The organism is Desulfovibrio sp. Fe33, from assembly GCF_028532725.1.
In the GTDB taxonomy this organism is placed as follows: Bacteria; Desulfobacterota; Desulfovibrionia; order Desulfovibrionales; family Desulfovibrionaceae; genus Pseudodesulfovibrio.
Genome location: NZ_JAQKGU010000013.1, coordinates 40,241 through 63,261, shown reverse-complemented (window position 1 = coordinate 63,261; position 23,021 = coordinate 40,241). Strand labels below are relative to the sequence as shown.

Sequence of the window (23,021 nt, the reverse complement as noted above, 5' to 3'; positions counted from 1 at the left end):
GGTTTCTCCTTGAGAAACCCGTCTAGGATATTTCCCGCCTCTTTGCCAGCGGAAACCCCGCCGCTTCCCGGCTACTTCCCGGCTACTCCCGGCCCTTGAGTTTTTCCAGGGCCTCGACGATCTTGTGGCCCTCTCCCTCGTACACGGTCTTGTCCCCGTCCGGCGTGGGTTCGGCCACCTCGGGCCAGACGCCGGGCTGCGGCTCCGCCCCCTTGAGGGCCTCGCTGCTGGGCTGCGAATCGGTCATGACCGGGGTCGCGCGAACGTCCACGCCCTCAACCGTCGCGCTGAACTCGATGGGTATGTTGTTGGGATCGAAGGCGTAGATGGAATGGATGAAGCCATGGTCCACCACCTCGGAGCACCATACGTCGGCCGCTTCGAGCTTGTCCTTGATCTCCCAGAGGTCGTCCTCGCAGGACACGCCGAAGGAGATGTGGTCGAAGGCCACCTTGCCCTTGACCGGAAACCCATGGTCCCGCTCGTCGAGCCGCTCCACGCCGGGCCACTCGAAAAAGGCGATCATGTCGTCTTCGGATATTTCGAAGAAATAGTGGCGGTAGCCAGGGTGCCCCAGGCCGACCACCAACCGCATTCCGAGCAGATCCCGCCAGAACCGGATGGTCGCGTCCATATCCCCGGTGACCATGGCCAGGTGATTGATGCCGGTGTATTTCGCCATGAATGTCCTTTCCTTTTGTGATTTTCGGACAGGCTACCATGGAGAAGGGGGGGAGAAAAGGACAACCGGGCGGAGCCTGACCTGGTCCCGCCCGTCCCCTGGAAACCGGAGGGGAAGGCGACGGCATTTCCTTTACAAACCGCGGGAAATGGGCTCAAAATATCGTCAAATGTCGAAAGTATTGCTGCATATCTGTTGTGGGCCGTGTTCGATCACCACGTTGAAGACCCTGCTGGACGCCGGTCACGAGGTTACGGGCCTTTTCTACAACCCGAACATCCATCCGCTCATGGAGTACGTCAAACGGCGGGACGGATGTCTGGCCGTGGCCGAGAAGCTGGGCGTGCAGGTGATCGTCAAGGACAACGAGTACCGTCCGCAAGAGTGGTTCCGGGCCGTGGCCCACCGGGAAAACAACCGCTGTTTCCACTGCTACGCCATGCGCCTGGAGCGCGCTTCCCAGATCGCCAGGCGGGGCGGGTTCGATTTTTTCACCACCACTCTGCTCTATTCCAAATACCAGAAGCACGACGAGATCGCGGCCCTGGGGCGGGATCTGGAATCGGCCAAGACGAAATTCCTGTATCACGACTTCCGCGAGGGGTGGAAAGAGGGCATCGAGGCGTCCAAGGCGTGGGAAATATACCGCCAGCAGTATTGCGGCTGCCTGTACAGCGAAAACGAGCGGTACAAGCGGGAGCTGATGGATTAGACATGGGCGCGCTGCTCCGATTCCTGCTGACGCGCAAACATGTGCTCATAGGCTTTCTGCTGCTGAAGACCTTGGCAGTGCTTGTCAACGGACTGGCCCAGGGCTCGACCGAGGCGTGGGGCATCGGCATCCTGGCCCTGCTGGTCTACGGAATCATCGCCCGGTTCGCCCACGCGGGACGGCTCGTTTCCATCTGGGCCATAACCTTGCTGATGCTCTACGAGGCGGCCGGAGCGCTGCTGCTCGCCTGGTCGAGCCTGACGAACGCGCCCGGCGTGGCCCTGATCGGATTCGCGGCGGCCGCATATCTGATCGCAGGAGCTCTTGTGGTCTTTTCAAGCCGCCGGAAGAGGTGAGCATGGGCAGGATACACGACAAGAACACCCCGACGAGACCGGCCTTTCCCGGAACCGGCCCCGCGCCGACCCGAAGCGCGACCGACCGCAAGGGGTTGCTGCTCTACATCCACGTGCCGTTCTGCCGCTCCCGCTGCCACTACTGCTCTTTCCACTCCCAGGTCTTCGAGCAGACCACCTTCGCCTGGTATCTCTCGCTGCTGCTCAAGGAAATCGAACTGTGGGGACGGCGGCTGCAACGGCCCGCGCTGCGCACCATCTATTTCGGCGGCGGCACCCCGTCCATGGTTCCCCTGGCCGGACTCGACCGGATCATGGAGGCGTTGGACAAGGCGTTCATCGTCAATCCGGGAATCGAGACGACCATCGAGGCCAACCCGGACTCGGCCCATGACGTCAGCTACTTCCGAGGGCTGCTGAACATGGGATTTAACCGGCTGTCGCTGGGCGTGCAGAGCCTCAGGGACGCAGACCTCCAGATGCTGGGCCGTCCGCATTCGGCGGGCATGGCGCATCAGGCATTCGACCAGGCGCGCCGGGCCGGATTCGGCAACATCGGCCTGGACCTCATCTGGGGGCTGCCGGGCCAGAAGCTCAAGGCGTGGCTCGACGCACTCAAGGTCGTGTCCGAGATGCGGCCCGAGCACATCTCCGCCTACAACCTGACCCTGGAAGATGGCACGGTCACGGCCCGCCGGTGCGGACCGGGCGGCGACCTGATCCTGCCCCCGGACCAGGAGCAGGGCCGGATGTTCGTCTACGGCGCCGAATTCCTGGAGTCCGTGGGGTACCTCCATTACGAGGTGTCCAATTTCGCGCGCATGGGATTCATGTCCGTGCACAACTCCGGATACTGGAACGGGTCGGACTACCTGGGGCTGGGACCGTCGGCGGTGTCCACCCTGGGCCGCAGACGGTTCACGGTGCCGCGCTACATGGACGAATACGACGCCTACGTGCGCGGCGAGCTGGTGGGCAACGATTTCGAGGAGCTGACCGACGACGACCTGCTCACCGAGCTGGTCATGCTCAGCCTGCGCACGAGCAGGGGGCTGGACCTGAAGGAATACCGCAAGCGCACGGGCTTCGACCTGGTCAAGAAACAGGAACGGCTCATAAGCACCCTGCACCGCGAAAACCTGGTGCGCATATCCGGCGGCAGGCTCAGGCTGACCAAGAACGGTATGCTCGTGTCCAACGCCATCATCAAGCAGCTCGCCTTCGGCGACTAGGCCGTCATGTCCCGACCCACCCTGGCAAGCATATTTCTCGCCTTTCTCCGGCTCGGACTGACCGCGTTCGGCGGACCGGCCATGGTCCCCTACATCCGCGCCATGGCCGTGGAGCGCAAAGGCTGGCTCGACGAACCCACCTTTTCGCTGGGCATGTCCCTGACCCAGCTCCTGCCCGGCGCCACAGCCATGCAGGTGGCGGCATACGTGGGCCTGCGGTCGCGCGGCGGCCTCGGGGCTCTCGCCGCTTACACGGGCTTCGGCCTGCCCGCCTTCCTGCTCATGCTCGGCCTGACCGCGCTCTACTTTTCGGCCCGGGACGTGGCCGCCGTGACCGCGGCCTTCACCGGCCTGCAACTCGTCATCGTGGCCCTGATCCTCCACGCGGCCGTCAACTTCGCCCGCCGCTACCTGGACACCCTCGCCGCAAAACTTCTCGCCTGCCTGGCGGGCGTCTGGCTCGGGCTCAAAGGCAATCCGATCCTGGCCCTGGCCGTGATCTGCGTGCTGGCCCTGTTCCTCCTCCGCGACGAGCAGGGGGGCATGACCCCGCCCGACGGCCAAACCGGACGCGGCCCCCTGCGTTTCGCCGGACTGCTGCTGGCGGCCCTGCTCGCCTTCATGGGCGCACTGTACATCCTCGATCCGGAACTGTTCCGGCTCGGCCTGCTCATGATAAAGATCGACTGCTTCGCCTTCGGCGGAGGCTATGTGTCCGTGCCGCTCATGCTCCACGAGGTGGTGGAGGTGCGCGGGTGGCTGACCGAACCAATGTTCATGGACGGCATCGCCCTCGGGCAGGTCACGCCCGGTCCCATCGTCATGACCGGCGCGTTCGTGGGCTATGCGGTGTCCGGCGTAACGGGAGCGCTTGTGGCGGCGATCACCGTGTTCGCGCCCTCGCTCATCATCCTCTGCGCCGCAACTCCCTTCGCCGACAGGCTGGTAGCCTCGCCCCTCGCCAGACGGGTGCTCAAAGGCAGCCTTATCTCCCTGGTGGGCCTCATGGCCGCCGTCGCCGTCCGTTTCGGGCTGTCCATCCAGTGGACCGCCGCCCAGGCCGTCTTCGCGGCGGCCGCGTTCATAGCCCTGCGCAAGGGCGTGGACATCCTCTGGGTCGTCCTGGCCGGAGCCGGTATCGCCGCGCTCCTTTTCTAGGCCCGAAACAGCCCGTATTGACATAAACGGGTGCGCCTCGTACAAAATCCAGAGATTATCCAGACAAATGCCCGCGCCGGGGCCGTCCGCCTCGGAGCCGCAACCCGGAGGACGAGGCATGATCGATTCCAAGAAAGTCCCCTTCCGCGCCAAGCTCATCATCGGCGTGGTGAGCATGGTAGCCCTTACCGCCGTCATCCTGGCGGGCGGCATCATCCTCATGGTCGACAGCACCATCGGCGGGCTGAACGTGTCCCCGGAGGCGCTGGATGCGGTAAAGAGCCGAATCCTGCTCGTGGCCGCCCTCATCGTGGCCGCCGGAATCGCCGGAGCCCTCGTGGGCAGCTTCGTTTTGGTGCGCACCCTCATCAAACCCCTGCGCGAACTCTCGGCCTACACCCGTGAAGTCGCGGCGGGGAACTACAACGCGGCCATCGACTACCCGGCCCGGGACGCCATCGGCGACACCCTGGACGCGGTCAGGAACATGACCGGCGAACTCAAAACCAAACTCGGCATGGCCCAGGGGCTGCTGACCAGCCTGACCCAACCCTGCGTGGTGGTGGACACCGACGAAATCATCACCTTCCTGAACCAGGCGGAACTGGACCTGTTGCAGATCGACGCGCCGCCGTCCGACTTCATCGGGATGCACATGTCCGAATTCGTCTACGGCGACAGGTCGCGCCCGACCATGCTCGGCACCTGTATGCGCGAAGGCCAAATCATCACGGGACAAGCCACCGAAGGCAAAGGCCGCAAGGGCCGTCCCTACCACCTCCTTGTGGACATCTCCCCCATCAAGGACCTGGACGGCAACATCGTGGGCGCGTTCACCATCCTCACCGAAACCACTGAAATTAAAAAAAGCGAAGCCGAAGCCCGGCTCCAGCACGAACGCATCGCCGAGGCGGCCCGCGAAGCCGAAACCATCGCGGGAGACCTGGGCACCGCGTCCGCCACCCTGGCGGCCAAGGTGGACGAAGCCAGCCAGGGCTCGGACACCCAGCGCGACCGTGCCGGAGAAACGGCCACGGCCATGGAACAGATGAACGCCACCGTCCTCGAAGTGGCCCGCAACGCCTCCGACGCCTCCTGCAACGCGGAGGAAATGCGCGGTCTCGCCGAGGAAGGATCCGCCCTCGTTCACCAGGTCGTCGAAGCCATCAGGGGCGTGGGCGTACAATCCGAAGCCCTCAAGGAATCAATGGACCACCTGGACCGCCAGACCAGGGATATCGGCGCGATCATGCAGGTCATCGACGACATCGCGGACCAGACCAACCTGCTGGCGCTCAACGCGGCCATCGAAGCGGCTCGCGCAGGCGACGCCGGACGGGGCTTCGCCGTCGTGGCCGATGAAGTCCGCAAACTGGCCGAAAAAACCATGAACGCCACCAAGCAGGTGGATGAAGCCATCCAGTCCATCCGCACCGGCACCCGCGAAAATGTCACCGCCACCGAACTCGCCGTGGCCGCAATCCAGGAATCCACCGAATTGGCGGGCCTCGCCGGACAATCCATTGAAAACATCCAGCAAAGCGTCATCCGCGCCGCCGACCAGATGCGCTCCATCGCCACCGCCGCCGAAGAACAATCCGCCACCAGCGAACAGATCGCCAGGGCCACGGAGGAAATCACCGCCATCTCCGGCGAAACCGCCCGGTCCATGACCGAAGCCCGCGCCGCCCTGGAACGCCTGGCCGCCCTGGCCGATTCACTCAACCAGCTCATCGGCCATATGCAATCCTGACAGCCCGAGGCATGAAGGGGGAGGCAGGTTTTGATGCCGCCTTCGGCGGGATTATCGGATGACTTCGCCTCCGGCGGCCAAAGGGTTATGACCCTTTGGAAACCCACTCTCGCCTTCGGCGAACTTGCTTTCAAATGAAGATATCGATCTGAGTTGACGAGCCGGAGTGCCGCTTTGCTGTACCTATCTCGCCCCGAAGGGGCGATCATCGGGATGCAAGGGGGCGTGCCCCTTGCCCGCCGGAGGCGAAATCACCTGACCAACCCCGCCGAAGGCGGCTTCCCTATCTGCCTTCCCCCTCAGCGCCGCATGAGCGGCTCGCGTCTATGCGAGCACGGCGCGGACCAGTTCCGGGGTTCGGACACCCGCCTTTCCTTCGAGGAAGTAGTCGGTGGTATTATAGGTATAGGCCGTATCGCGGAGGTTGATTTCGATGATCGTGCCGCCGTGGTTTTTGACCACATGGGGGATGCGACCGGCCGGGGCGACCTCGCCGCCCGTGCCTATGACGAGGCAGACGTCCGCCTGCGCGGCCAGTTCGATGGCGGCCAGGTGCACGTCGGTCGGGATGCCTTCGCCGAAAAAGACGAAATCGGGCTTGAGCAGTCCGCCGCAAACGGGGCATGGCGGCGGAAGCGTATCCAGCGGGATGGCCGAGGATTCGAAGTAGGTCCGACAGGAGAGGCATTGCATTCGTCGGGTGGAGCCGTGGTATTCGTGGACGGTCCGGCTTCCCGCTGCCTGATGCAGGGAATCGATGTTCTGGGTGACGATGCCGACGAGCTTTCCGGCGTCCTCCAGTTCAGCCAGGGCCAGGTGCGCCGGATTGGGCTTGGCCCGCCCTATCATGTCGAAGAAAATTTCCTTGAGCAGGGGCCAGACTTCTTCGGGGTGGCGCTTGAAATATCCCTTTTCGAACATGTCCGGGTCGTACCGGGACCACACGCCGCCGGGACCGCGAAAAGGCGGGATGCCCGATTCCACGGAAATGCCCGCGCCGGTGAAGGCCATGGCGCAACGGGCCTGTCTCAAGGCGTCTGCGGCGTTTTTCAATGCGTGATTCGACATGGTTCAATTCCCGGCGAAGATCATTTGCGGCTTGCCCCGCTCATCGCGGGCCAGGGTGAAAACGGCCCCCCACCGGTCGAAGCAGGGGTTGTCCAGGGGGTTGGGCGGGCCGAGGACGTCCGGGTCAACGGCTATCTCGGCGCCGACCGCGCCGGCCTTGATGAAAACCAGGCTCCAGAAACCGTCCTTTGCGCTCTTGGGCTCGTAGGTCCGGCCGAGGATGGTGGAGAAGGAGTGTTCCGCGCCGGGCAGGACCACGCACACGGAATCCCAGTCGTAATACTCCATGAAGGCGTCCAGGGAATATGTCCTGTCCGCCCCTGCCGGGGCCGCTTTCACGGCCGCGAAGAAACGGTCGCTCACGTACCGGTCCGTGTAGTCCATGGTGAACATCACGGCGAACAGCAGGAGCAGTCCGACAGTCACCACCAGCGCGCTCTTGGTCCTCATGTGCATGTCGCCGACCTCCGAGGCCGCGGGCCCGCTACAGGTCCCGGCGCATCAACCGTACGGTTTTGGCCGCTTCCGGTCAAACCGACCCGGCCGGGCGCGGCTTGGTTCATCGCGCGTCTGCCTACACTATTTTTAACAATTTTGACATTTTTTTGCCAAAATTGCCACTTTTGTAAAGGGCTAAAAATACTATTATGTAGATGTTGCCCAAATTACGGCATTTTTATTTGGCCCTTCTTTTGCATAGTCGGCGTCTGGAGGATTGAACAATGAATTTCACCGACAACGCCTTTATACTGGTCTGCGCTGCCCTGGTCATGTTCATGACCCCCGGGCTGGCGCTGTTTTACGGCGGGCTGGTCCGCTCGAAAAACGTTCTGGCAACCATAATGCAGTCTTTCATCATGCTCGGCCTCATGTCCGTGCTCTGGGCCGTCATAGGCTACACCCTGTCCTTCGGCTCCGACATAGGCGGGATCATCGGCGGGCTCGACTTCATATTCCTCAAGGGCGTGGGCATGACCAACGCCGGTTCTCCGGCCGAGAACCTGCCCCACCTGACCTTCATGATCTTCCAGTGCATGTTCGCGGTCATCACCCCCGCGCTCATCACCGGAGCCTTTGCCGAACGCATGAAGTTCGGCGGATTCATGATCTTCTCCGCCCTGTGGCTCATCCTCGTCTACGCCCCCATGTGCCACTGGGTCTGGGGCGGCGGCTGGATGGGTGCGATGGGCGCACTTGATTTCGCGGGCGGAGCGGTCGTCCACATGAGCTCCGGCGCGGCCGCCCTGTGCTGCGCCATCCTCATCGGGAAACGCAAGGGACACGGCTCCACGGCCTTCATCCCGCACAACCTGCCCATGACCATCCTGGGCGCGGCCATCCTCTGGTTCGGCTGGTTCGGCTTCAACGCCGGGTCCGCCCTGGCGGCCGACGGCGCGGCCGCCAACGCCTTCGTGACCACCCACATGGCCACGGCCGCAGCGGCCCTGTCCTGGATCATCGTTGAGTGGATGCACGGCGGAAAGGCTACCACCCTGGGCGCCGCCTCGGGCGCGGTCGCCGGACTGGTGGCCATCACCCCGGCCGCAGGCTTCGTCACCCCCATGTGGGCCATCGCGCTCGGCCTGGGCGCGGGCGTCATCTGCTACGGCGGCATCATGCTCAAGAACAAGTTCGGCTACGACGACGCGCTGGACGTGGTCGGCATCCACGGCCTGGGCGGCACCTACGGCGCGCTGGCCACCGGCCTGCTGGCCACGGTCAACGCCGAGGGGCTCATCGCGGGCAACGCGCACCAGTTGTGGGTCCAGTTCGTCTCCGTGGTTGCCACCTGGGTTTTCTGCTTCGGCATGACCTTCGTCATCTTCAAGGTGGTTGACGCCACCATCGGACTGAGGGCGAGCGACGAGGAGCAGGACAAGGGCATGGACATTGCCGAACATTCCGAGACCGGATATCAGTGGTAGTCAAGGAGACATCGACATGAAAAAGATCGAAATCATCACCCGAACCTTCAAGCTCGACGAGGTCAAGAGCGCCCTTTCCGGCATCGGCGTAAAGGGCATGACCGTCAGCGAAGTCAAGGGCTTCGGCCGCCAGGGCGGCCACAAGGAAGTGTACCGGGGAGCTGAATATCAGGTGGATTTTGTCCCCAAGATCAAGATTGAAGCCGTGGTCGAGGACGACTTCGCCCCCGAAGTCGTGGAAGCCGCCCGCAAGGCCGCCCACACCGGAGAGGTGGGCGACGGCAAGATCTTCGTCTCCACCGTGGACGAGGTGGTGCGCATCCGCACCGGCGAAACCGGAGAGGAAGCCATCTAGCCCTCGCGACCGAGATAACACCTCCGGCCCGGGTTCGCCCGGGCCGGGAGCTGCCGGGCCTGCGAGGAAAGAGAGTCCCGCTCCGCCCGAGCACACACCAGCCCGACCGGGCTGACGGCGGCCGGGAGAAGGAAAGGCTCCCGGCCGCCACCTTCCTTCCCTCATGCCACAGGCAACAGGAGCCGCCGAATGCAGCCGGACAGCCTACTTCCAGAATCCGCACGCAGGCTGAAACAGGCCAGGGCCGACCTGTGGAAACGGGCCGAAGCCGGAGCCGTAGGCGGATTCGCCTGGGAACACACCCATCTGGTGGACAGGTATTTCGAAGCCCGCGTGCGCGAGGCCGGGCCGCAACGCTTCGATTTCGCGCTGGCCGCCGTGGGCGGATACGGCCGCGGACGGCTGTGCCCCGGCTCCGACATCGACGTGCTCCTGCTCTTCAAGCGCCGCATCCCGTCCGGGGCCGACGCCTTCATCAAGACCCTGCTCTTCCCGCTATGGGACCTCGGCCTGGACCTGGGCCACGGCGTACGCACCGTGGCCGACTGCGTGTCCCTGTCGCGCAAGGATTTCCAGGTCCTTGCCTCGCTCATGGACGCCCGCCCCCTGGCCGGGGAAGCCGACGTCTTCGAGACGTTCAAAACGGCCTTCGACGCAAAAGTGCTGAAAAAAACCGGCGCGTCCTTTGCCGCCGCCCTGCGCGAGCACAACGAGACCCGCGCGGTCCAATACGGCGACGCCTCGGCCCTGCTCGAACCCGAGCTGAAAAACGGGCTCGGGGGACTGCGCGACGGCCAACAGGTGGCCTGGCTGACCAGGGCGCTCGGCGTCATGGGCCGCGACCCCATCTTTCTGCCCGAGGAGCTGGCCCGGCTGCGCGAGGATCGGGCGTTTCTCAACCGCGTGCGCACAGCCCTGCACCTGGCCGCCGGGCGCAAGACCGACCGTCTCTTCTTCGACCTTCAACCGCCCACGGCGCGGCTCATGGGTTTCGCTCCGAGAACCGCCTCCCCCGGCGACACGGGCCTGGCCGTCGAATTTTTCCTCTCCAGGCTGCACCAGGCCATGACCCGCATAAAGGCCATGCGCGAGGCCCTGTTCCGCGAGGCGTTCCCCCCGCGGGCCGCCCGACTGCCCGAGCTGTCCATCCGCAACCTGGAGGCCGAGCCGGAAGGCATCCGCTTCAAGCGGCAGTCCGAGGCCGCTCCGGACAACGTGCTCGGCGCGTTCCTGGAGTCCGCGCGCACCGGCCTGCCCCTGACCTGGGGAGCGCGGCGCATCATCCGGCGCGACCCGGAACGAATCGCGGCCGGGTTGGCTGGACGCCCCGAGACATTGTCCATCCTGGTCGAAATATTTCTGGCCCCGCACTGCCGGACCGCCTGCGAAGGGCTTATCGAAACGCGGCTCCTGCCCGCCCTGTTCCCCGCGTTCGCCGAAGTGGAGCACCTCATACAGTTCAACGACTACCACGTTCACCCGGTGGGCAGGCACACCCTGGCCACCGTGGCCCTGATTTCGGACTTCCTGGCCGGAGACGGCCAGTGGACCGGCGAACTGGCCGCCCGCGTGGCGGACCCGGCGCGCCTGGTGCTGGCCGGATTCTTCCACGATCTGGGCAAAGGCTCGGCAGACCACTCCGAGGCAGGGGCGGTCCTCGCCCGCGACGTCCTGGCCCGGTACGGCCGCTCCCGCGAGACCGTCGAGGACGTGGCTTTCCTGGTGGAGCGGCACCTGCTCCTGCCCAAGACCGCCACACGGCGCGACCTGTCCGACGAACGGGTGGTCGCGGACGTGGCCGCGCTGGTCGGGGACACGGCCCGGCTCGACATGCTGTACCTTCTGTCCGTCGCCGACTCCATGGCCACCGGGCCGCGCGCCTGGAACGCCTGGACCCGCTCCCTGCTCGGCGAGCTGTATTTCAAGGTGCGCAACCTGCTCCGCCATGGCCCCCTGGCCGAACCCGACGCGACCCGAAGGCTGGCCGAAGCCCGTCGGGAGGTCGTCGCCGCCGCTTCGGACCAGGACCCGGAATATGTGGAGGCGGCCATTCGGGCCATGCCTCCGCGCGCCTTCCTGGCCCTCTCCCCGGAGGCCATTGCCGGACACCTGCGCCTGGTCAGGCGGCTGTGGGCCCAAGTGGCGGAAGACCGAAAGCGCAAACCGTCAGCCGTCGGCGGCAAGGGCGTCAACCTGATCGAAGGCGCTCCCGGCCGGGCCGAAGGCACCTACCAGTTGACCATAGCGGCCGTTGACCAGCCCCGCCTTTTCGCGACCATCGCCGGGGCTCTCTCCCTGCACGGGCTGAACATCCTGGCCGCCGACATCTTCACCTGGAAGGACGGCACCGCCGTGGACGTGTTCACGGTGGCCGAACCGCCCGAGAATCTGTTCATCGAGGAAGTCTGGGCCAGGGTCGGCCGGTCCGTCGGGTACGCCATGACCGGCAAACTCGACCTGGCCGCGCGGCTCAGGGAACGCGGCAGCTCCCCCCTGTCCAGAGGCCGGGGCCGCCCGCGCCTCAAGCCGCTCGTGACCATCGACAACGCGGCCAGCGATTTCTACACGGTGGTGGAAGTGGCCGCCACGGACCGCACGGGATTCCTCTTCGACATGGCCCGCACCCTTGCCGCCCACTCCCTGTCCATCCACCTGGCCATGATTACCACCATCAAGGGCCGGGCGGCGGACGTCTTCCATGTGCGCACCCAGGACGGACAGCGGCTCCTGGACGAAGACCGCATCGACGCCCTGCGCCGGGACCTTCTGGACGCGGCCGGGACCGGGTAAAACCGCTTTACTTTTCACGGCCGGACCGTAGAGTGAGGGGCAAACCCGAGCCCGAGGATCAGCCATGCCCGTCCACATGACCATTTTTTCCGATTTCGTCTGACCGTTCTGTTTCATCGGCACGGGCATTGTCGACCGACTGAAGCGGGACTACGATATTCTGGATACCTGGGTTCCCCATGAAATCCACCCGGACACCCCGCCCGAAGGACGGCCCCTTGACGAGCTGTTCGACCGCTTCGACATCGACCAGGTGACCATGACCTGCAATCGCCGGGGCGAGCCCTACGGCATCCGCTTCGCCGAGATGACCCTGCTGTCCAACTCGCGCCTGGCCCTGGAGGCTGCCGAATTCGCCAGGGACGCGGGACGCTATCCCGCATTCCACGGACGCATGTTCCGGGCCTGCTTCACCGAGGCGCGGAATATCGGGGACATGGACGTAATCCTGGACGTGGGCGCACGCGCCGGACTGGATGTCCCGGCACTGACCGAAGCGCTCGCCGACCGCCGCTACGGCCCGCGGGTCGAGGACGGCTCCAGGCGGGCGAGGGAGACGGGCGTGACCGCCATCCCGACTTTCATCATTGAAGGACAGCCGCCCGTGACCGGAGCCGTAAACGAACCGATTCTTCGGGAGAAGATCGAAGCGGCCATGGAGCGGCATTGAACCGCCACGGCCTGAAACAAACCGCAACGAGCCGAACGAAATGACGCAACAAACTGAAATAGTTGTTTTCTTTACTGGTGGAACCATCGGAATGTCCCCGGTGGAAGGCAAGGAAGGCGTGGCCCCAGGGGGCAACTTCGACGGACTGCTCAATCAGCTCTCCCCCCAGGAGACGGACGTGACCCTGCGGCCCGTGCTCTGGTCGGACAAGCCGAGCCCGCACATGACCCCTGAAGACATGTTCCGGCTGGCCCGCGACGTGGAAGCCGCCCTGGAGGAGGATTCCGTGCTCGGAGCCGTGGTTCTGCACGGTACGGACACCCTGGTGGAGACCGCCTACATGTGCGACCTGGTCGTGCATTCGGACAAGCCGGTCATCCTGACCGGGTCCATGCGCTACTACTCCGAGGCGGGCTACGACGGCATCCGCAACCTGGCCAACACCGTGCGCGCCTGCCTGCTCCCCCTGCCCCCCGGCGTCGGGGCGTGCATTCTCATGACCGACCGCATCTTCGCGGCCCGCGAGGCGGTCAAGGTCAATTCGCTCAATGTGGACGCCTTCGAATCGCGCGAGGCCGGAGTCGTCGGCTACGTGGCCGGAGAATCAGTGCTCCTGGCGCGGCCGCGCTCCACCCCCAGACCGAGACGCAGGTTCGCCCTCAATTCCATCGAGACAAACGTGCCGCTCATCACCGCATATACGGGAATTGACCGGAAACCTCTCGATCATGCCATAAGCGAGGGGGCAAAGGGTGTTGTCATCGAAGGATTCGGAGCCGGAAACGTGCCTCCGGCCATGGTCGAAGGGATCGAGGCGTGTCTGGAACGGCGCATTCCAGTGGTGCTGTCCACCCGGTGCATCGAAGGCGGCGTGTGGCCTATTTACGGCTATCCCGGCGGCGGGGCCGACCTGCACGCCAAGGGTGTCATCCTGTCCGGGCGGCTGGGCGGACCCAAGGCCCGCATCCGGCTCATGTGCGCCCTGGGGCTGACATCCGACCCCGATGAAATCAGCGAAATCTTCGCCGAGGCCTGACCACGGCTATCTGTAGGCTTCGGCGAAACGCCGGAACTCCGAAAGGGCGCGGCTCTGGACGATGGTCCTGACCGCGTCGAAACGGTCGTGGTTCTCGATGATGAGGTTGACGATGTCCGGGTCGAGGAACCCGTTGTCCGCCATGGAACGAAGCACGGCCACGGCCCGCTCGCGGGTCATTCCCTTGCGGTAGGGACGGTCCTCGGTGATGGCCGTGTGCACGTCCGCCACCTGCATGATCCGCGACCCCAGTGAAAGTTGATCTCCCGTCAACCCGAGGGGATACCCTTTGCCGTTGAGCCGTTCATGGTGCTGGCAGGCCCAGTCGGCCACCTCGCCCAGCCCGGGGATGGAACGCAGGACCTCTGCGCAGACCGTGGCGTGGTCCTGAACCTTGACGTATTCGTCGCTGTCCAGGGCACCCGGCTTGTCCAGCAGGGCCGTGGGCACGGCCAGCTTGCCGATGTCGTGAAGGTTCCCGGCCAACCGCATGGCCTTCTGTTCCTGCTCGCTCATGCCGGCCAGCTTGGACAGCAGGACCGCGCTCTCGGCCACGCCCGCAGTATGGGTAGCCGTGTGGCGGCTTCGAAAATCGATGATCCGGGTGAAGAAGCTTGAGAATTCGATAAGTTCATCCGGGGAGATATGCACGTCGAGCAGATTCGGGGAAAGCATCTCCCGCACCGGCCTGTCCATATCTTCCACCAGGGGCCAGAAAAGCCCTCCATCGGCCAGCTCCCTGAACGCTTCCAGCAACTTCGGCGCATACAGGTCCGAGGTGAACCCGGCCACGGCCCGTTCCACTTCCCGGCGTTCGCGGGTGGAAGTCCCCACCCGGCGCAGGATGTCTATCCGGTCCGCCAGGTTGACGATGTTGGCCAACAGCAGCGTTTCCCTGTCCCCTTCCTGCCGGATGACCCGCAAATCCTTCCAGCTCGTATGGTGATACAGGACCATGCGCGAGGCGCGCTCCAGAAACGGATGTTCCTTGAGCAGCCTGTACCCGACGACGGCGTGCTCCTTCAGGTCGGAATCGAACGTCAGTCCGTCCAGGGCCAAATCCATGGAGAAAGCCCCGATGTCGTGCATCAATCCGGCCAGCAGGAGGTCCACCAGGGAAGACTCGGGGATGCCCGCCTGGCTGGCCAGGGCGACCGCCCCCAGGCCCACCCGCCGGTGATGTCCGGTAACGGCCGGGGAAATATAATCAAGGGCGGAGGAGATGCCGCCCGCCAGATCGATGAGAGATACGTCTTTCATAATGCGCAACGACGATTTTGCGGTTTTATCGGGAAAACTCCGAGGAAACATCGGCGACAACCCCGTTTTCCCGACATTACCGACGCCGTCTCCTCGTAAAAGGGCAAAACACATCCCGTAAAGCGTGTCAACAGCGGACAGGGGAGGCAACGCGGAGCCGACAGTTTCCGTTTCCTGTCAAGATGATTTTCCTTGCCGATCAAACGCTTTTCCATGCCATTCGCCCCCAATCGGCACTCTCGGCGGAAACCCGTGATACGCTTTCCGCGCCGGGATGCCCGCAACCCTAGAAAGCGAGGAACACGCATATGGCAACGAGTGTGATCGAAATCTGCAACAACGCCCTGCTGGACCTGGGAGAGGACGCCATCATGTCCCTGGGGGACGACTCCAAGGCCGCCGGGCTGTGCAACCACCGCTGGCCCGCAGTGCGCGACGCGGTGCTGCGCGCCCACCCCTGGAACTGCGCCATGGGCCAGGCCGAATTGGCGGCCGGAGCCTCCGCCCCGCTGTGGAAATGGGCGTACAGATATGTCCTGCCCACGGATTTTCTACGGATCATCGCCCTCACCGGCGCGGACGGGGAGGACATCGGAAATTGGGAAATCCAGTCCGGGGTCATCCTTTGCGACGAGGAGGCCCCGGTCTACATCGCTTACGTCCGCCGCGAAACCGACCCCAAGAAATACGACGCCCTGCTCGCGGAAGCCTTGTCCGCGCGGCTGGCGGCGACCCTGGCCTATCCCCTGTCGGGCTCAACGGCCCTGGCCCAAACCTGCTGGAAAACATACCAGGACAAGCTGTCGGAAGCGCGCGGCGTGGATGCCCGCGAAGGCGTGCCGGAATCCATGAGCCCCGCCACATGGCTGGGGGCCAAGCTCGGAGGCTGAAGACAAAGGAGCTGCGGCCCCGGCATGAGCCGGGGCCGCAGGCCGAAACGTTATTTCACGGACAGGGAAGCCGCGTAGAAGAACTCGTTGAGAGGCGAATCGGACGGCGTGGTCCATTCGCGCTCGATCCGGACACGGTCCGAGCCTGCGGCCAACCGGGCAACGAGGCCCTGGTTTTCCTCGGGATTGAGGGTGCAGGTGATGACCGCGATCCGCCCGCCCGGCCGGACCTGCTCCAGGGCGTTGTCCAGTATTTCCCGTTGCAGGAGGGTCAGGTCGCCCAGATCGGCGGGCTTGCGCTTCCACTTGGTGTCCGGGCGGCGGGAGAGCACGCCCAGGCCGGAGCACGGCATATCCAGAAGAATGGTTCCGGGCACGCGCGGCGGCGTCGCCGTGGCCGCGTTGGCCTCAAAGGTTTCCACTCCGGGCAGTTCGCGGTTGAGCGCGGCCAGCCGCCCCCGGTGCGGGTCCGAGGCGAACACGTCGAGTCCCTTTTCCAGCAGAATCCGGGTCTTGCCCCCGCGACCGGCGCAGGCGTCCCAGACCGGGCCTTCCCAGATCTCCGGGCCCAGCGCCTCAACGGCCTGACGCGCGGCAAAGGACTGGCGGCACAGTGGGGGATCAGGTTCACCGTCGAAGACGGTGCCCGCGGGCAGGGCGAAACTCATGCCTTCGAGGTCCAGAAGCTCCGGCCAACCCGCGATCTCGGAGTACAGTTCGTCCGCTTCCGGATGACCGAAGAGGTTGAAGCCGAGCGCCGGAGGATTGAGTTGCGCCTCAAGATAATTGGTGGCCGCCTTCTCGCCGTATTCCCGCCACCACATGTCCACCAGCCATTGAGGGCATGAGTACCAGCGGGACAGGAATTCGGGCAGGGACGCATCCTTGCGGAAGAAATCAGGATCGTGGGCATCGCCGCCCAGTTCGGACAACCGGCGCAACACGGCGTTGAACAGCCCGGCCAGCCGCGCGCCCGGCTTGGACTTGGAAAATTCCACGGCCCAATCCACCGAGGCGTAGGCCGGGATCTTGTCCAGGAAAAGGATTTCGTAGGCCGCCACGCCCATGGCCAGCCGCATCTTGGGATTGAGCTTCCCCGGGTCCTTGAGGAATCGGGAGAGGACGTACTCGATGCGCCCCTTGAGCCGCAGATATCCGTAACTCAACTCCGTGGCCAGCCCGACATCGCGCGGATCGTCGATACCGGAGGAAAGGGCCTCGTCCAGAGCGGCCTGGATGTCCTGCCGGTTCATTAGGCAGCGAAACAGGGCTTCTAGGGCCGCCCGCCTCGCCGGAGGCAGGGGCTTTGTGGAACGTGCTTGCATACCAGCCTCATTACGCGCCGAAAACCCCCTTTGGCAAGGGGCCGGACCCGACAAGAAAGTGACAAGGATTACACGGGCCGCCCGCCGGACGGCCCGCATGGACTACTCGAAAAGCTTCTTGGCGGCGTCGCCCGCATCCTTGGCGGCATCGCCCGCGTCCTCGGCGGCCTGATCGATCTTCTTGCCTGCCTTCTCCATGGGGCCTTCCTCGCTGCAACCGAAGGCCGCGAAGGCGAACAGAACCAGACAAGCCGCAACCACGAATTTTTTCCACGTTTTCATTTTGCAATCCTCTTTGGTTAACGATTTTCCAGGCGGCACGCCTGGCTGTAATAGGCCGTCCCGGCACCCATATCCGTGACCGAGGGCCGAATCAGGGCGTTGGCCCCGTGGCCGTATTTCATCCATCCTCCACGGCGCATGAGCACGGCGCGGGGATGCAGATCTTCGACGGTCTCCACCCGAACCTGCATGGCTCCGAGGTCGGTGACCAGGAAAATGTCCCCGGCCGGGTCCAGGACGTTCAGGGCCGGGTTGGACCGGGAAATCCACACGGGCGGCACCCCGCACTGGTCCGCCTCGGCTATCTGCGAATGCAGGGAATCCCCGCGCACCAGAGTCAGCAGTTGCAGCGGGTAGTCGGGGTCCCGCTCCGGTTCGGGATGCAGCGCTTCGGGGAAGCGGTACAGTCCGTCGGGGTGGCCGAAGACCATGTCCTCGAAGGCCACGGAAGGATGGTTCACCTTCGCGAACCCGTTTTCGACGAGTTCGTCATAGGATACGGCGGAAGGCTTGAGCCCCTCGCGCAGGCAGGTCTCCTCGTCAGGAAAAACGATACGCTCGCGCAGCCGCTTCCCCAGATCGGACAGGATGTCGAAATCCGGGCGGGCATGGCCGCGCGGCGCAAGGGCGGGAGCGCAGAGATTGACGTAGTTGTGGACATAGGAGCCGAGCACGTCGCGCCGTTCGAACATGAACGCGGGAGGCAGGATGACGTCGGCCCGCATGGCCGTATCATTCATGAACCCGTCCACGACGACCGTGAACGGCGCGGCCAGGGCGTCGGCCACGGACAGGCCGTCCGGCACCTGGTTGACCACGTTGTGCCCGTCGATCCAGACGAAGTCCACGGGAGGATCGGCCCGCCGGAGTTCCGTTCCCAGGTCCTGCAACAGGAATTGCCGCCGCCTGGACGGTTTCACGCCGCCCTCGACCAGATGCGCCCATGAACCGAAGTTCCGGCTGGAGGAGATGTTGAAATACGCCCCGCCGCCGCGCACCCCGATGTTGCCCGAAATCATGGCCACGGCGTTGATGAAGCGGACGTTCTCTCCGCCGTAGCGATGGCGCTGCAACCCCCAGCCGAGCATTGTGGCCGCATTGCCCTTGTCCGAGTACCATTCGTAGACCAGCTCCGCGTCCTCGGCCGAGACCTCGCAGGCGGCGCACAGGTCGCGAAACTTCAGGCCGTCCACAAGCCCGCGCAGGGCGGGCCAGTTCCCGGTCCGGGTCAGGACCCAGGGGTTGAGGTCGCCCGCCTCGAGAAAGAGCTTGAGCACGGCGGCCGCCAGGAAGCGGTCCGTCCCCGGCCGGATCATCACGTTGACGTCGGAGAACTCGGGCGTGCCGTCGCCGCCCGGGGAGATGGACAACACCTCGACGCCTTTTTCGCGGGCCTTCCGCAACATGGCGAGCTGGTGCACGGAGCACCGGGTCAGGTCGCGGCCCCAGTTGACCACCCGGTCCGCGTTCAGCATGTCCTCGGGCGCGTTGTGGGCCAACGCGCCGAAATCCTTCAGGCACGCCTCGATACCCGTGTCGTCGCACACGCAACCGTACACGGTGGAGGAGCCGAGCCGTTCGAAAAATATGGAGCTGGCCGAGGCGAGCACGCCCCGATAACCGTTGCCATGGACATGCAGGATGGACTCGGGCGCGGTCCGCGCCGCGTCGAGTTTCTCGGCCACGAGGTCCAGGGCCTCGTCCCAGCCGACGGGCGTGAACTTCCCGCCGCGACGGACAAGCGGCTCGGTGATGCGTTCCGCAGCGTCCAGACGCTCGAAATACCGGCTTCCCTTACGGCAGCAAAACCCCTTGGTGAATGGATGCCTCGGGTTGCCCCGGACGGTCCGGTCCTCCGTGTCGACGACCAATGAACAGGCGTCCCCGCAATCCATGGTGCAGGCAGTGACGATCTTCATACGCTATCCCCCTGGCTCCAAGCTTGGAGGATTTGCCGGGCCGGGTCAAATCAAAAGGACGCATCGCCCGCCCCCGGCCGCAGGCGGTCCGCCGCCCACTCTCTTTTTGACAATCCGGTCCGTATGGTCTAACCAGATTCGGTTCCACAGACCCGATCATTTATAAGGATATTGAACGCGAAATGGCGAAAGTACAAAAAATAAAAGGGTTCGCAGACCTTTTCCCGACAGAGGCCGCCAAGTACACTTTCATGGAAGCCTGCGCCCGGGAAATCTTCTCGCGATACGGCTTCGGCGAGCTGCGCACGCCCATCCTGGAAAAGACCGAGTTGTTCCAGAAATCCATCGGCGAAGACACCGACGTGGTCGGCAAGGAGATGTTCACCTTCCCGGACCGCAAGGACCGCTCCCTGACCATGCGGCCCGAAGCCACCGCCGGAGTGGTCCGCGCGTTCATCGAATCCAAGACCCATCAGCCGGGCAATGTTTCGAAATTCTTCACTTTCGGCCCCATGTTCCGCTATGAGCGCCCGCAGAAGGGCCGCCAGCGCCAGTTCCACCAGATCAACGCCGAGGTATTCGGGGCGGACGAGCCCCAGGCCGACGCCGAACTGATCCTCATGCTGACCACGTTCCTGCACCGCATCGGCCTCAAGGACCTGACCGTGGAGCTGAACTCCCTGGGCTGCCATGAATGCCGCCCGGCCTACAAGCAGGCCCTGGTCGACTACTACAAGTCCAAGGACAAGGCGAATTTCTGCGAGGACTGCCAACGCCGCATGGAGACCAACCCCCTGCGCGTGCTCGACTGCAAGGTGCCCGCCTGCAAGGAGCTGGTCCAGGACGCCCCGGTCATAACCGACCACCTCTGCCCGGACTGCGAGGCCCACTTCGCCGATGTCCGCGCCGTGCTGGACGGAGCGGGCGTGACCTACGCCCTGAACCCCCGCCTGGTGCGCGGCCTGGACTATTACGTGCGCACCTGCTTCGAAGTGACCAGCAACGACATCGGCTCCCAGACCTCCGTGGCGGGCGGCGGCCGGTACGACGGCCTGATAAAGAGCCTGGACGGCCCGGACTGCCCCGGCTCGGGCTTCGCCTGCGGCATGGAGCGCCTCGCCCTGCTGCTCGGCGACATCGAACCCGAAGCGCCGGACTTCTATCTGGCCGTGGTGGACGGCGAAGCGGCCAACGAGGCCATGCTCTTCGCCCAGACCCTGCGCGCCAAGGGGCTGCGCGGCGAGGTCAGCTTCGCCGGCGGTTCCATGAAATCCCGGATGCGCGCGGCCAACAAGTCCGGAGCGCGGACCTGCCTGATCCTGGGCGGCAGCGAGCTGGCGGACAACACCATCACCATCAAGGACATGGCTGGAAACCGGGAACAGGAAACCCTGGACCGGGCGCTGTACCTGGCGAGTTTGTAGAGAAAAGCGGAGGGGCAAAGACCGTCACGACGCGGTCGACGATCCCCGCCGCAGGCGCGATAAAAAGTTTGAGAGATTCCTGAGAAAACTTCTTCAAAAGGGTTCTTGGGCAGCCGGAGGCACCCTGCGCAGGGCCGCCAAGGGCACTAAATACGAGATACCGGAGAGACAATGTCCGAGCAAGAGAGAGATTACGACGAGTACCGCGTCATTGAAGACCTCGCGGGCTGGCGGCGTACGCACCACAACAACGAGCTGACCTCCGCCAACATGGACGAAGAGGTCTGCCTCATGGGCTGGGTCCAGTTCCGCCGCGATCACGGCGGGCTGATTTTCCTGGACCTGCGCGACCGCGAGGGCCTGACCCAGGTGGTCTTCAACCCCGAGGACAACGCCGAAGTGCACGAGCGCGCCCACGCCATCCGCCCCGAATACGTGGTGGCGGTCAAGGGCAGGGTCCGCCCGCGCCCCGAAGGCATGGCCAACCCGAACATGATCACCGGCGAAATCGAGATCGAGGTCTCCGAGTACAAGCTGCTCAACACCTCGGAAACTCCGCCCTTCCCCATTGAGGACCGCGTAGAGGTTTCCGAGAACCTGCGGCTCAAGTACCGCTTCCTGGACCTCCGCCGCCCCTCCTTGGCCCGGAATTTCATCATCCGCAACAAGGCCGCGCAGTCCGTGCGCCGCTACCTGGACGGCCTCGGCTTCCTCGAAGTGGAAACCCCGGTGCTGACCAAGTCCACCCCCGAGGGCGCGCGCGACTTCCTGGTGCCTTCCCGGGTCAACCAGGGCGAGTTCTACGCCCTGCCCCAGTCCCCGCAGCTGTTCAAGCAGATGCTCATGGTCTCGGGCATGGACCGCTATTTCCAGATCGTCAAATGCTTCCGCGACGAGGACCTGCGCGCAGACCGCCAGCCCGAATTCACCCAGATCGACATCGAAATGTCCTTCGTGGACGAGGCGCTGATCCAGGACATGGCCGAAGGCATGGTCCGGACGCTGTTCAAGGAAACCATCGGCGTGGCCCTGCCCGACAGGTTCCCCCGCATGACCTTCGCCGACGCCATGCGCGACTACGGCGTGGACAAGCCGGACCTCCGCTTCGAGCTCAAGCACATCGACATCACCGACGTTTTCAAGGGCTCCGGCTTCAAGGTCTTCGCCTCCTCCGAACTGGTCAAGGTAATGGTCGTGCCCGGCGGGGCCGAGCTGTCCCGCAAGGAGATCGACGAATACACCAAGTTCGTCGAGATTTACGGCTCCAAGGGCCTCGCCTGGATCAAGGTCAAGGAGGACGGCGAGTGGCAGTCCCCCATCGTCAAGTTCTTCTCCGAGGAAGAGATCAACGAGCTGCGTGAGCGCACCGGCTGCAAGCCCGGCGACATTCTCTTCTTCCAGGCCGGTCCGGCAGATATCGCCAACGCCGCGCTCGGCAACCTGCGCTGCGAACTGGGCAAGCGGTTCGGCCTCATCAAGGAGGGCGAATTCAAGCCCGTCTGGATCACCGACTTCCCGCTGCTCGAATGGGACCCCGACGAGAAGCGTTTCATCGCCCGGCACCATCCCTTCACCTCGGCCCGTCCCGAGCAGATGCAGATTCTCAAGGAAGACCCGGCTCAGGCCATCGCGCGAGCCTACGACCTGGTCATGAACGGCTTCGAGGTCGGCGGCGGCTCCATCCGCATCCACACCGAGGAGCAGCAGCAGGCCATGTTCTCCGCCCTGGGCATCAACGAGGAGGAGGCCCGCGACAAGTTCGGCTTCCTCATGGACGCCCTCAAGTTCGGCGCGCCGCCGCACGGCGGCATCGCCTTCGGTCTGGACAGGCTGGTCATGATCCTGACCGGGTCCAAGTCCATTCGTGACGTCATCGCCTTCCCCAAGACCCAGAAGGCCACCTGCCTCATGACCGAAGCTCCGTCCGCCGTGCCCAGCAAGCAGCTCCGCGAACTCGGCATCCGCCTGCGCGAGAAGAAAAAAGAAGAATAATGGAAGAGGCGGGAGGGAACCTGTCGAAAGGTTTCCCTCCCGCGCTCCCTTCTTCAACGCATATCACCGGTTCGCGGGCCTACGCCCGCGGAGCGGTCCGGAATCCGGCCTGTTTTCCCAGAGGACTGGCCTTTTGAATTTCCGTACTTATTAAGTTAAGAGTCAGTACCCATACGCCGCAACACGAAGCGA

General features: G+C 64.4%; 20 protein-coding genes. 13 read left to right on the top strand and 7 right to left on the bottom strand.

What is annotated here, in order from left to right; translation table 11 throughout:
• Positions 1–82: 82 nt before the first annotated feature.
• On the bottom strand, positions 83–682 hold the full coding sequence (locus PSN43_RS14900; protein WP_272701528.1) for a VOC family protein: 600 nt from the start codon (positions 680–682) through the stop codon (positions 83–85).
• Positions 683–851: 169 nt separating this feature from the next.
• Between PSN43_RS14900 and PSN43_RS14895 the strand changes: the two genes are divergently transcribed.
• The 5 genes from PSN43_RS14895 to PSN43_RS14875 all read left to right on the top strand — a co-directional run bounded on the left by PSN43_RS14895 (position 852) and on the right by PSN43_RS14875 (position 5,893).
• Positions 852–1,394 (top strand): epoxyqueuosine reductase QueH, encoded by a 543-nt coding sequence (locus PSN43_RS14895; RefSeq protein ID WP_272701527.1) that lies wholly within the window; start codon positions 852–854, stop codon positions 1,392–1,394.
• Between the two features lie 2 nt (positions 1,395–1,396).
• A complete protein-coding gene (locus PSN43_RS14890; protein WP_272701526.1) occupies positions 1,397–1,750 on the top strand; it encodes a hypothetical protein in 354 nt (117 codons plus the stop codon).
• Between the two features lie 2 nt (positions 1,751–1,752).
• The gene (hemW, locus tag PSN43_RS14885) at positions 1,753–2,982 is read left to right on the top strand and encodes a radical SAM family heme chaperone HemW (protein WP_272701525.1); all 1,230 of its coding nucleotides are present in this window, start codon (positions 1,753–1,755) and stop codon (positions 2,980–2,982) included.
• 6 nt (positions 2,983–2,988) lie between these two features.
• The gene (gene chrA / locus PSN43_RS14880) at positions 2,989–4,140 is read left to right on the top strand and encodes a chromate efflux transporter (protein WP_272701524.1); all 1,152 of its coding nucleotides are present in this window, start codon (positions 2,989–2,991) and stop codon (positions 4,138–4,140) included.
• Positions 4,141–4,258: 118 nt separating this feature from the next.
• Complete coding sequence (locus PSN43_RS14875; RefSeq protein WP_272701523.1) at positions 4,259–5,893, top strand: methyl-accepting chemotaxis protein; 1,635 nt, start codon at positions 4,259–4,261, stop codon at positions 5,891–5,893.
• A gap of 324 nt (positions 5,894–6,217) precedes the next feature.
• Here PSN43_RS14875 and PSN43_RS14870 read toward each other — a convergent pair whose 3' ends face one another.
• Positions 6,218–6,961, bottom strand: a complete 744-nt coding sequence (locus tag PSN43_RS14870) for an SIR2 family NAD-dependent protein deacylase (protein WP_272701522.1) — start codon at positions 6,959–6,961, stop codon at positions 6,218–6,220.
• Positions 6,962–6,964: 3 nt separating this feature from the next.
• Positions 6,965–7,417: a hypothetical protein gene (locus PSN43_RS14865; protein ID WP_272701521.1), complete on the bottom strand. Its 453-nt coding sequence runs from the start codon at positions 7,415–7,417 to the stop codon at positions 6,965–6,967.
• Between the two features lie 266 nt (positions 7,418–7,683).
• On the opposite strand from PSN43_RS14865, the gene PSN43_RS14860 reads away from it, so the two are divergent.
• The 5 genes from PSN43_RS14860 to PSN43_RS14840 all read left to right on the top strand — a co-directional run bounded on the left by PSN43_RS14860 (position 7,684) and on the right by PSN43_RS14840 (position 13,737).
• A complete protein-coding gene (locus PSN43_RS14860; protein ID WP_272701520.1) occupies positions 7,684–8,886 on the top strand; it encodes an ammonium transporter in 1,203 nt (400 codons plus the stop codon).
• Between the two features lie 16 nt (positions 8,887–8,902).
• A complete protein-coding gene (locus PSN43_RS14855) occupies positions 8,903–9,241 on the top strand; it encodes a P-II family nitrogen regulator (RefSeq protein ID WP_272701519.1) in 339 nt (112 codons plus the stop codon).
• A gap of 189 nt (positions 9,242–9,430) precedes the next feature.
• Positions 9,431–12,031 (top strand): [protein-PII] uridylyltransferase, encoded by a 2,601-nt coding sequence (glnD, locus tag PSN43_RS14850; protein ID WP_272701518.1) that lies wholly within the window; start codon positions 9,431–9,433, stop codon positions 12,029–12,031.
• 115 nt (positions 12,032–12,146) lie between these two features.
• Complete coding sequence (locus PSN43_RS14845; RefSeq protein ID WP_272701568.1) at positions 12,147–12,701, top strand: DsbA family oxidoreductase; 555 nt, start codon at positions 12,147–12,149, stop codon at positions 12,699–12,701.
• Positions 12,702–12,741: 40 nt separating this feature from the next.
• Positions 12,742–13,737, top strand: a complete 996-nt coding sequence (locus PSN43_RS14840) for an asparaginase (protein WP_272701517.1) — start codon at positions 12,742–12,744, stop codon at positions 13,735–13,737.
• Between the two features lie 6 nt (positions 13,738–13,743).
• Here PSN43_RS14840 and PSN43_RS14835 read toward each other — a convergent pair whose 3' ends face one another.
• Positions 13,744–14,997, bottom strand: coding sequence for an HD domain-containing phosphohydrolase (locus PSN43_RS14835; protein WP_272701516.1), 1,254 nt, complete (start codon positions 14,995–14,997; stop codon positions 13,744–13,746).
• A 308-nt stretch (positions 14,998–15,305) separates the two neighbouring features.
• Between PSN43_RS14835 and PSN43_RS14830 the strand changes: the two genes are divergently transcribed.
• A complete protein-coding gene (locus PSN43_RS14830) occupies positions 15,306–15,887 on the top strand; it encodes a hypothetical protein (protein WP_272701515.1) in 582 nt (193 codons plus the stop codon).
• A 50-nt stretch (positions 15,888–15,937) separates the two neighbouring features.
• Here the strand turns inward: PSN43_RS14830 and PSN43_RS14825 are convergent, their stop codons facing one another.
• The 3 genes from PSN43_RS14825 to PSN43_RS14815 all read right to left on the bottom strand — a co-directional run bounded on the left by PSN43_RS14825 (position 15,938) and on the right by PSN43_RS14815 (position 19,413).
• Entirely contained in the window at positions 15,938–17,212 is a 1,275-nt protein-coding gene (locus tag PSN43_RS14825) for a transcription antitermination factor NusB (RefSeq protein ID WP_272701514.1), read from the bottom strand.
• 102 nt (positions 17,213–17,314) lie between these two features.
• A complete protein-coding gene (locus tag PSN43_RS14820; RefSeq protein WP_272701513.1) occupies positions 17,315–17,494 on the bottom strand; it encodes a transport-associated protein in 180 nt (59 codons plus the stop codon).
• 17 nt (positions 17,495–17,511) lie between these two features.
• Complete coding sequence (locus tag PSN43_RS14815; RefSeq protein ID WP_272701512.1) at positions 17,512–19,413, bottom strand: molybdopterin-dependent oxidoreductase; 1,902 nt, start codon at positions 19,411–19,413, stop codon at positions 17,512–17,514.
• Between the two features lie 182 nt (positions 19,414–19,595).
• Here PSN43_RS14815 and hisS point away from each other — a divergent pair, with 182 nt between their 5' ends.
• Together hisS and aspS are read left to right on the top strand one after the other, a co-directional pair.
• Positions 19,596–20,837: a histidine--tRNA ligase gene (hisS, locus tag PSN43_RS14810; protein ID WP_272701511.1), complete on the top strand. Its 1,242-nt coding sequence runs from the start codon at positions 19,596–19,598 to the stop codon at positions 20,835–20,837.
• Between the two features lie 171 nt (positions 20,838–21,008).
• On the top strand, positions 21,009–22,829 hold the full coding sequence (gene aspS / locus PSN43_RS14805) for an aspartate--tRNA ligase (protein ID WP_272701510.1): 1,821 nt from the start codon (positions 21,009–21,011) through the stop codon (positions 22,827–22,829).
• Positions 22,830–23,021: the final 192 nt, after the last annotated feature.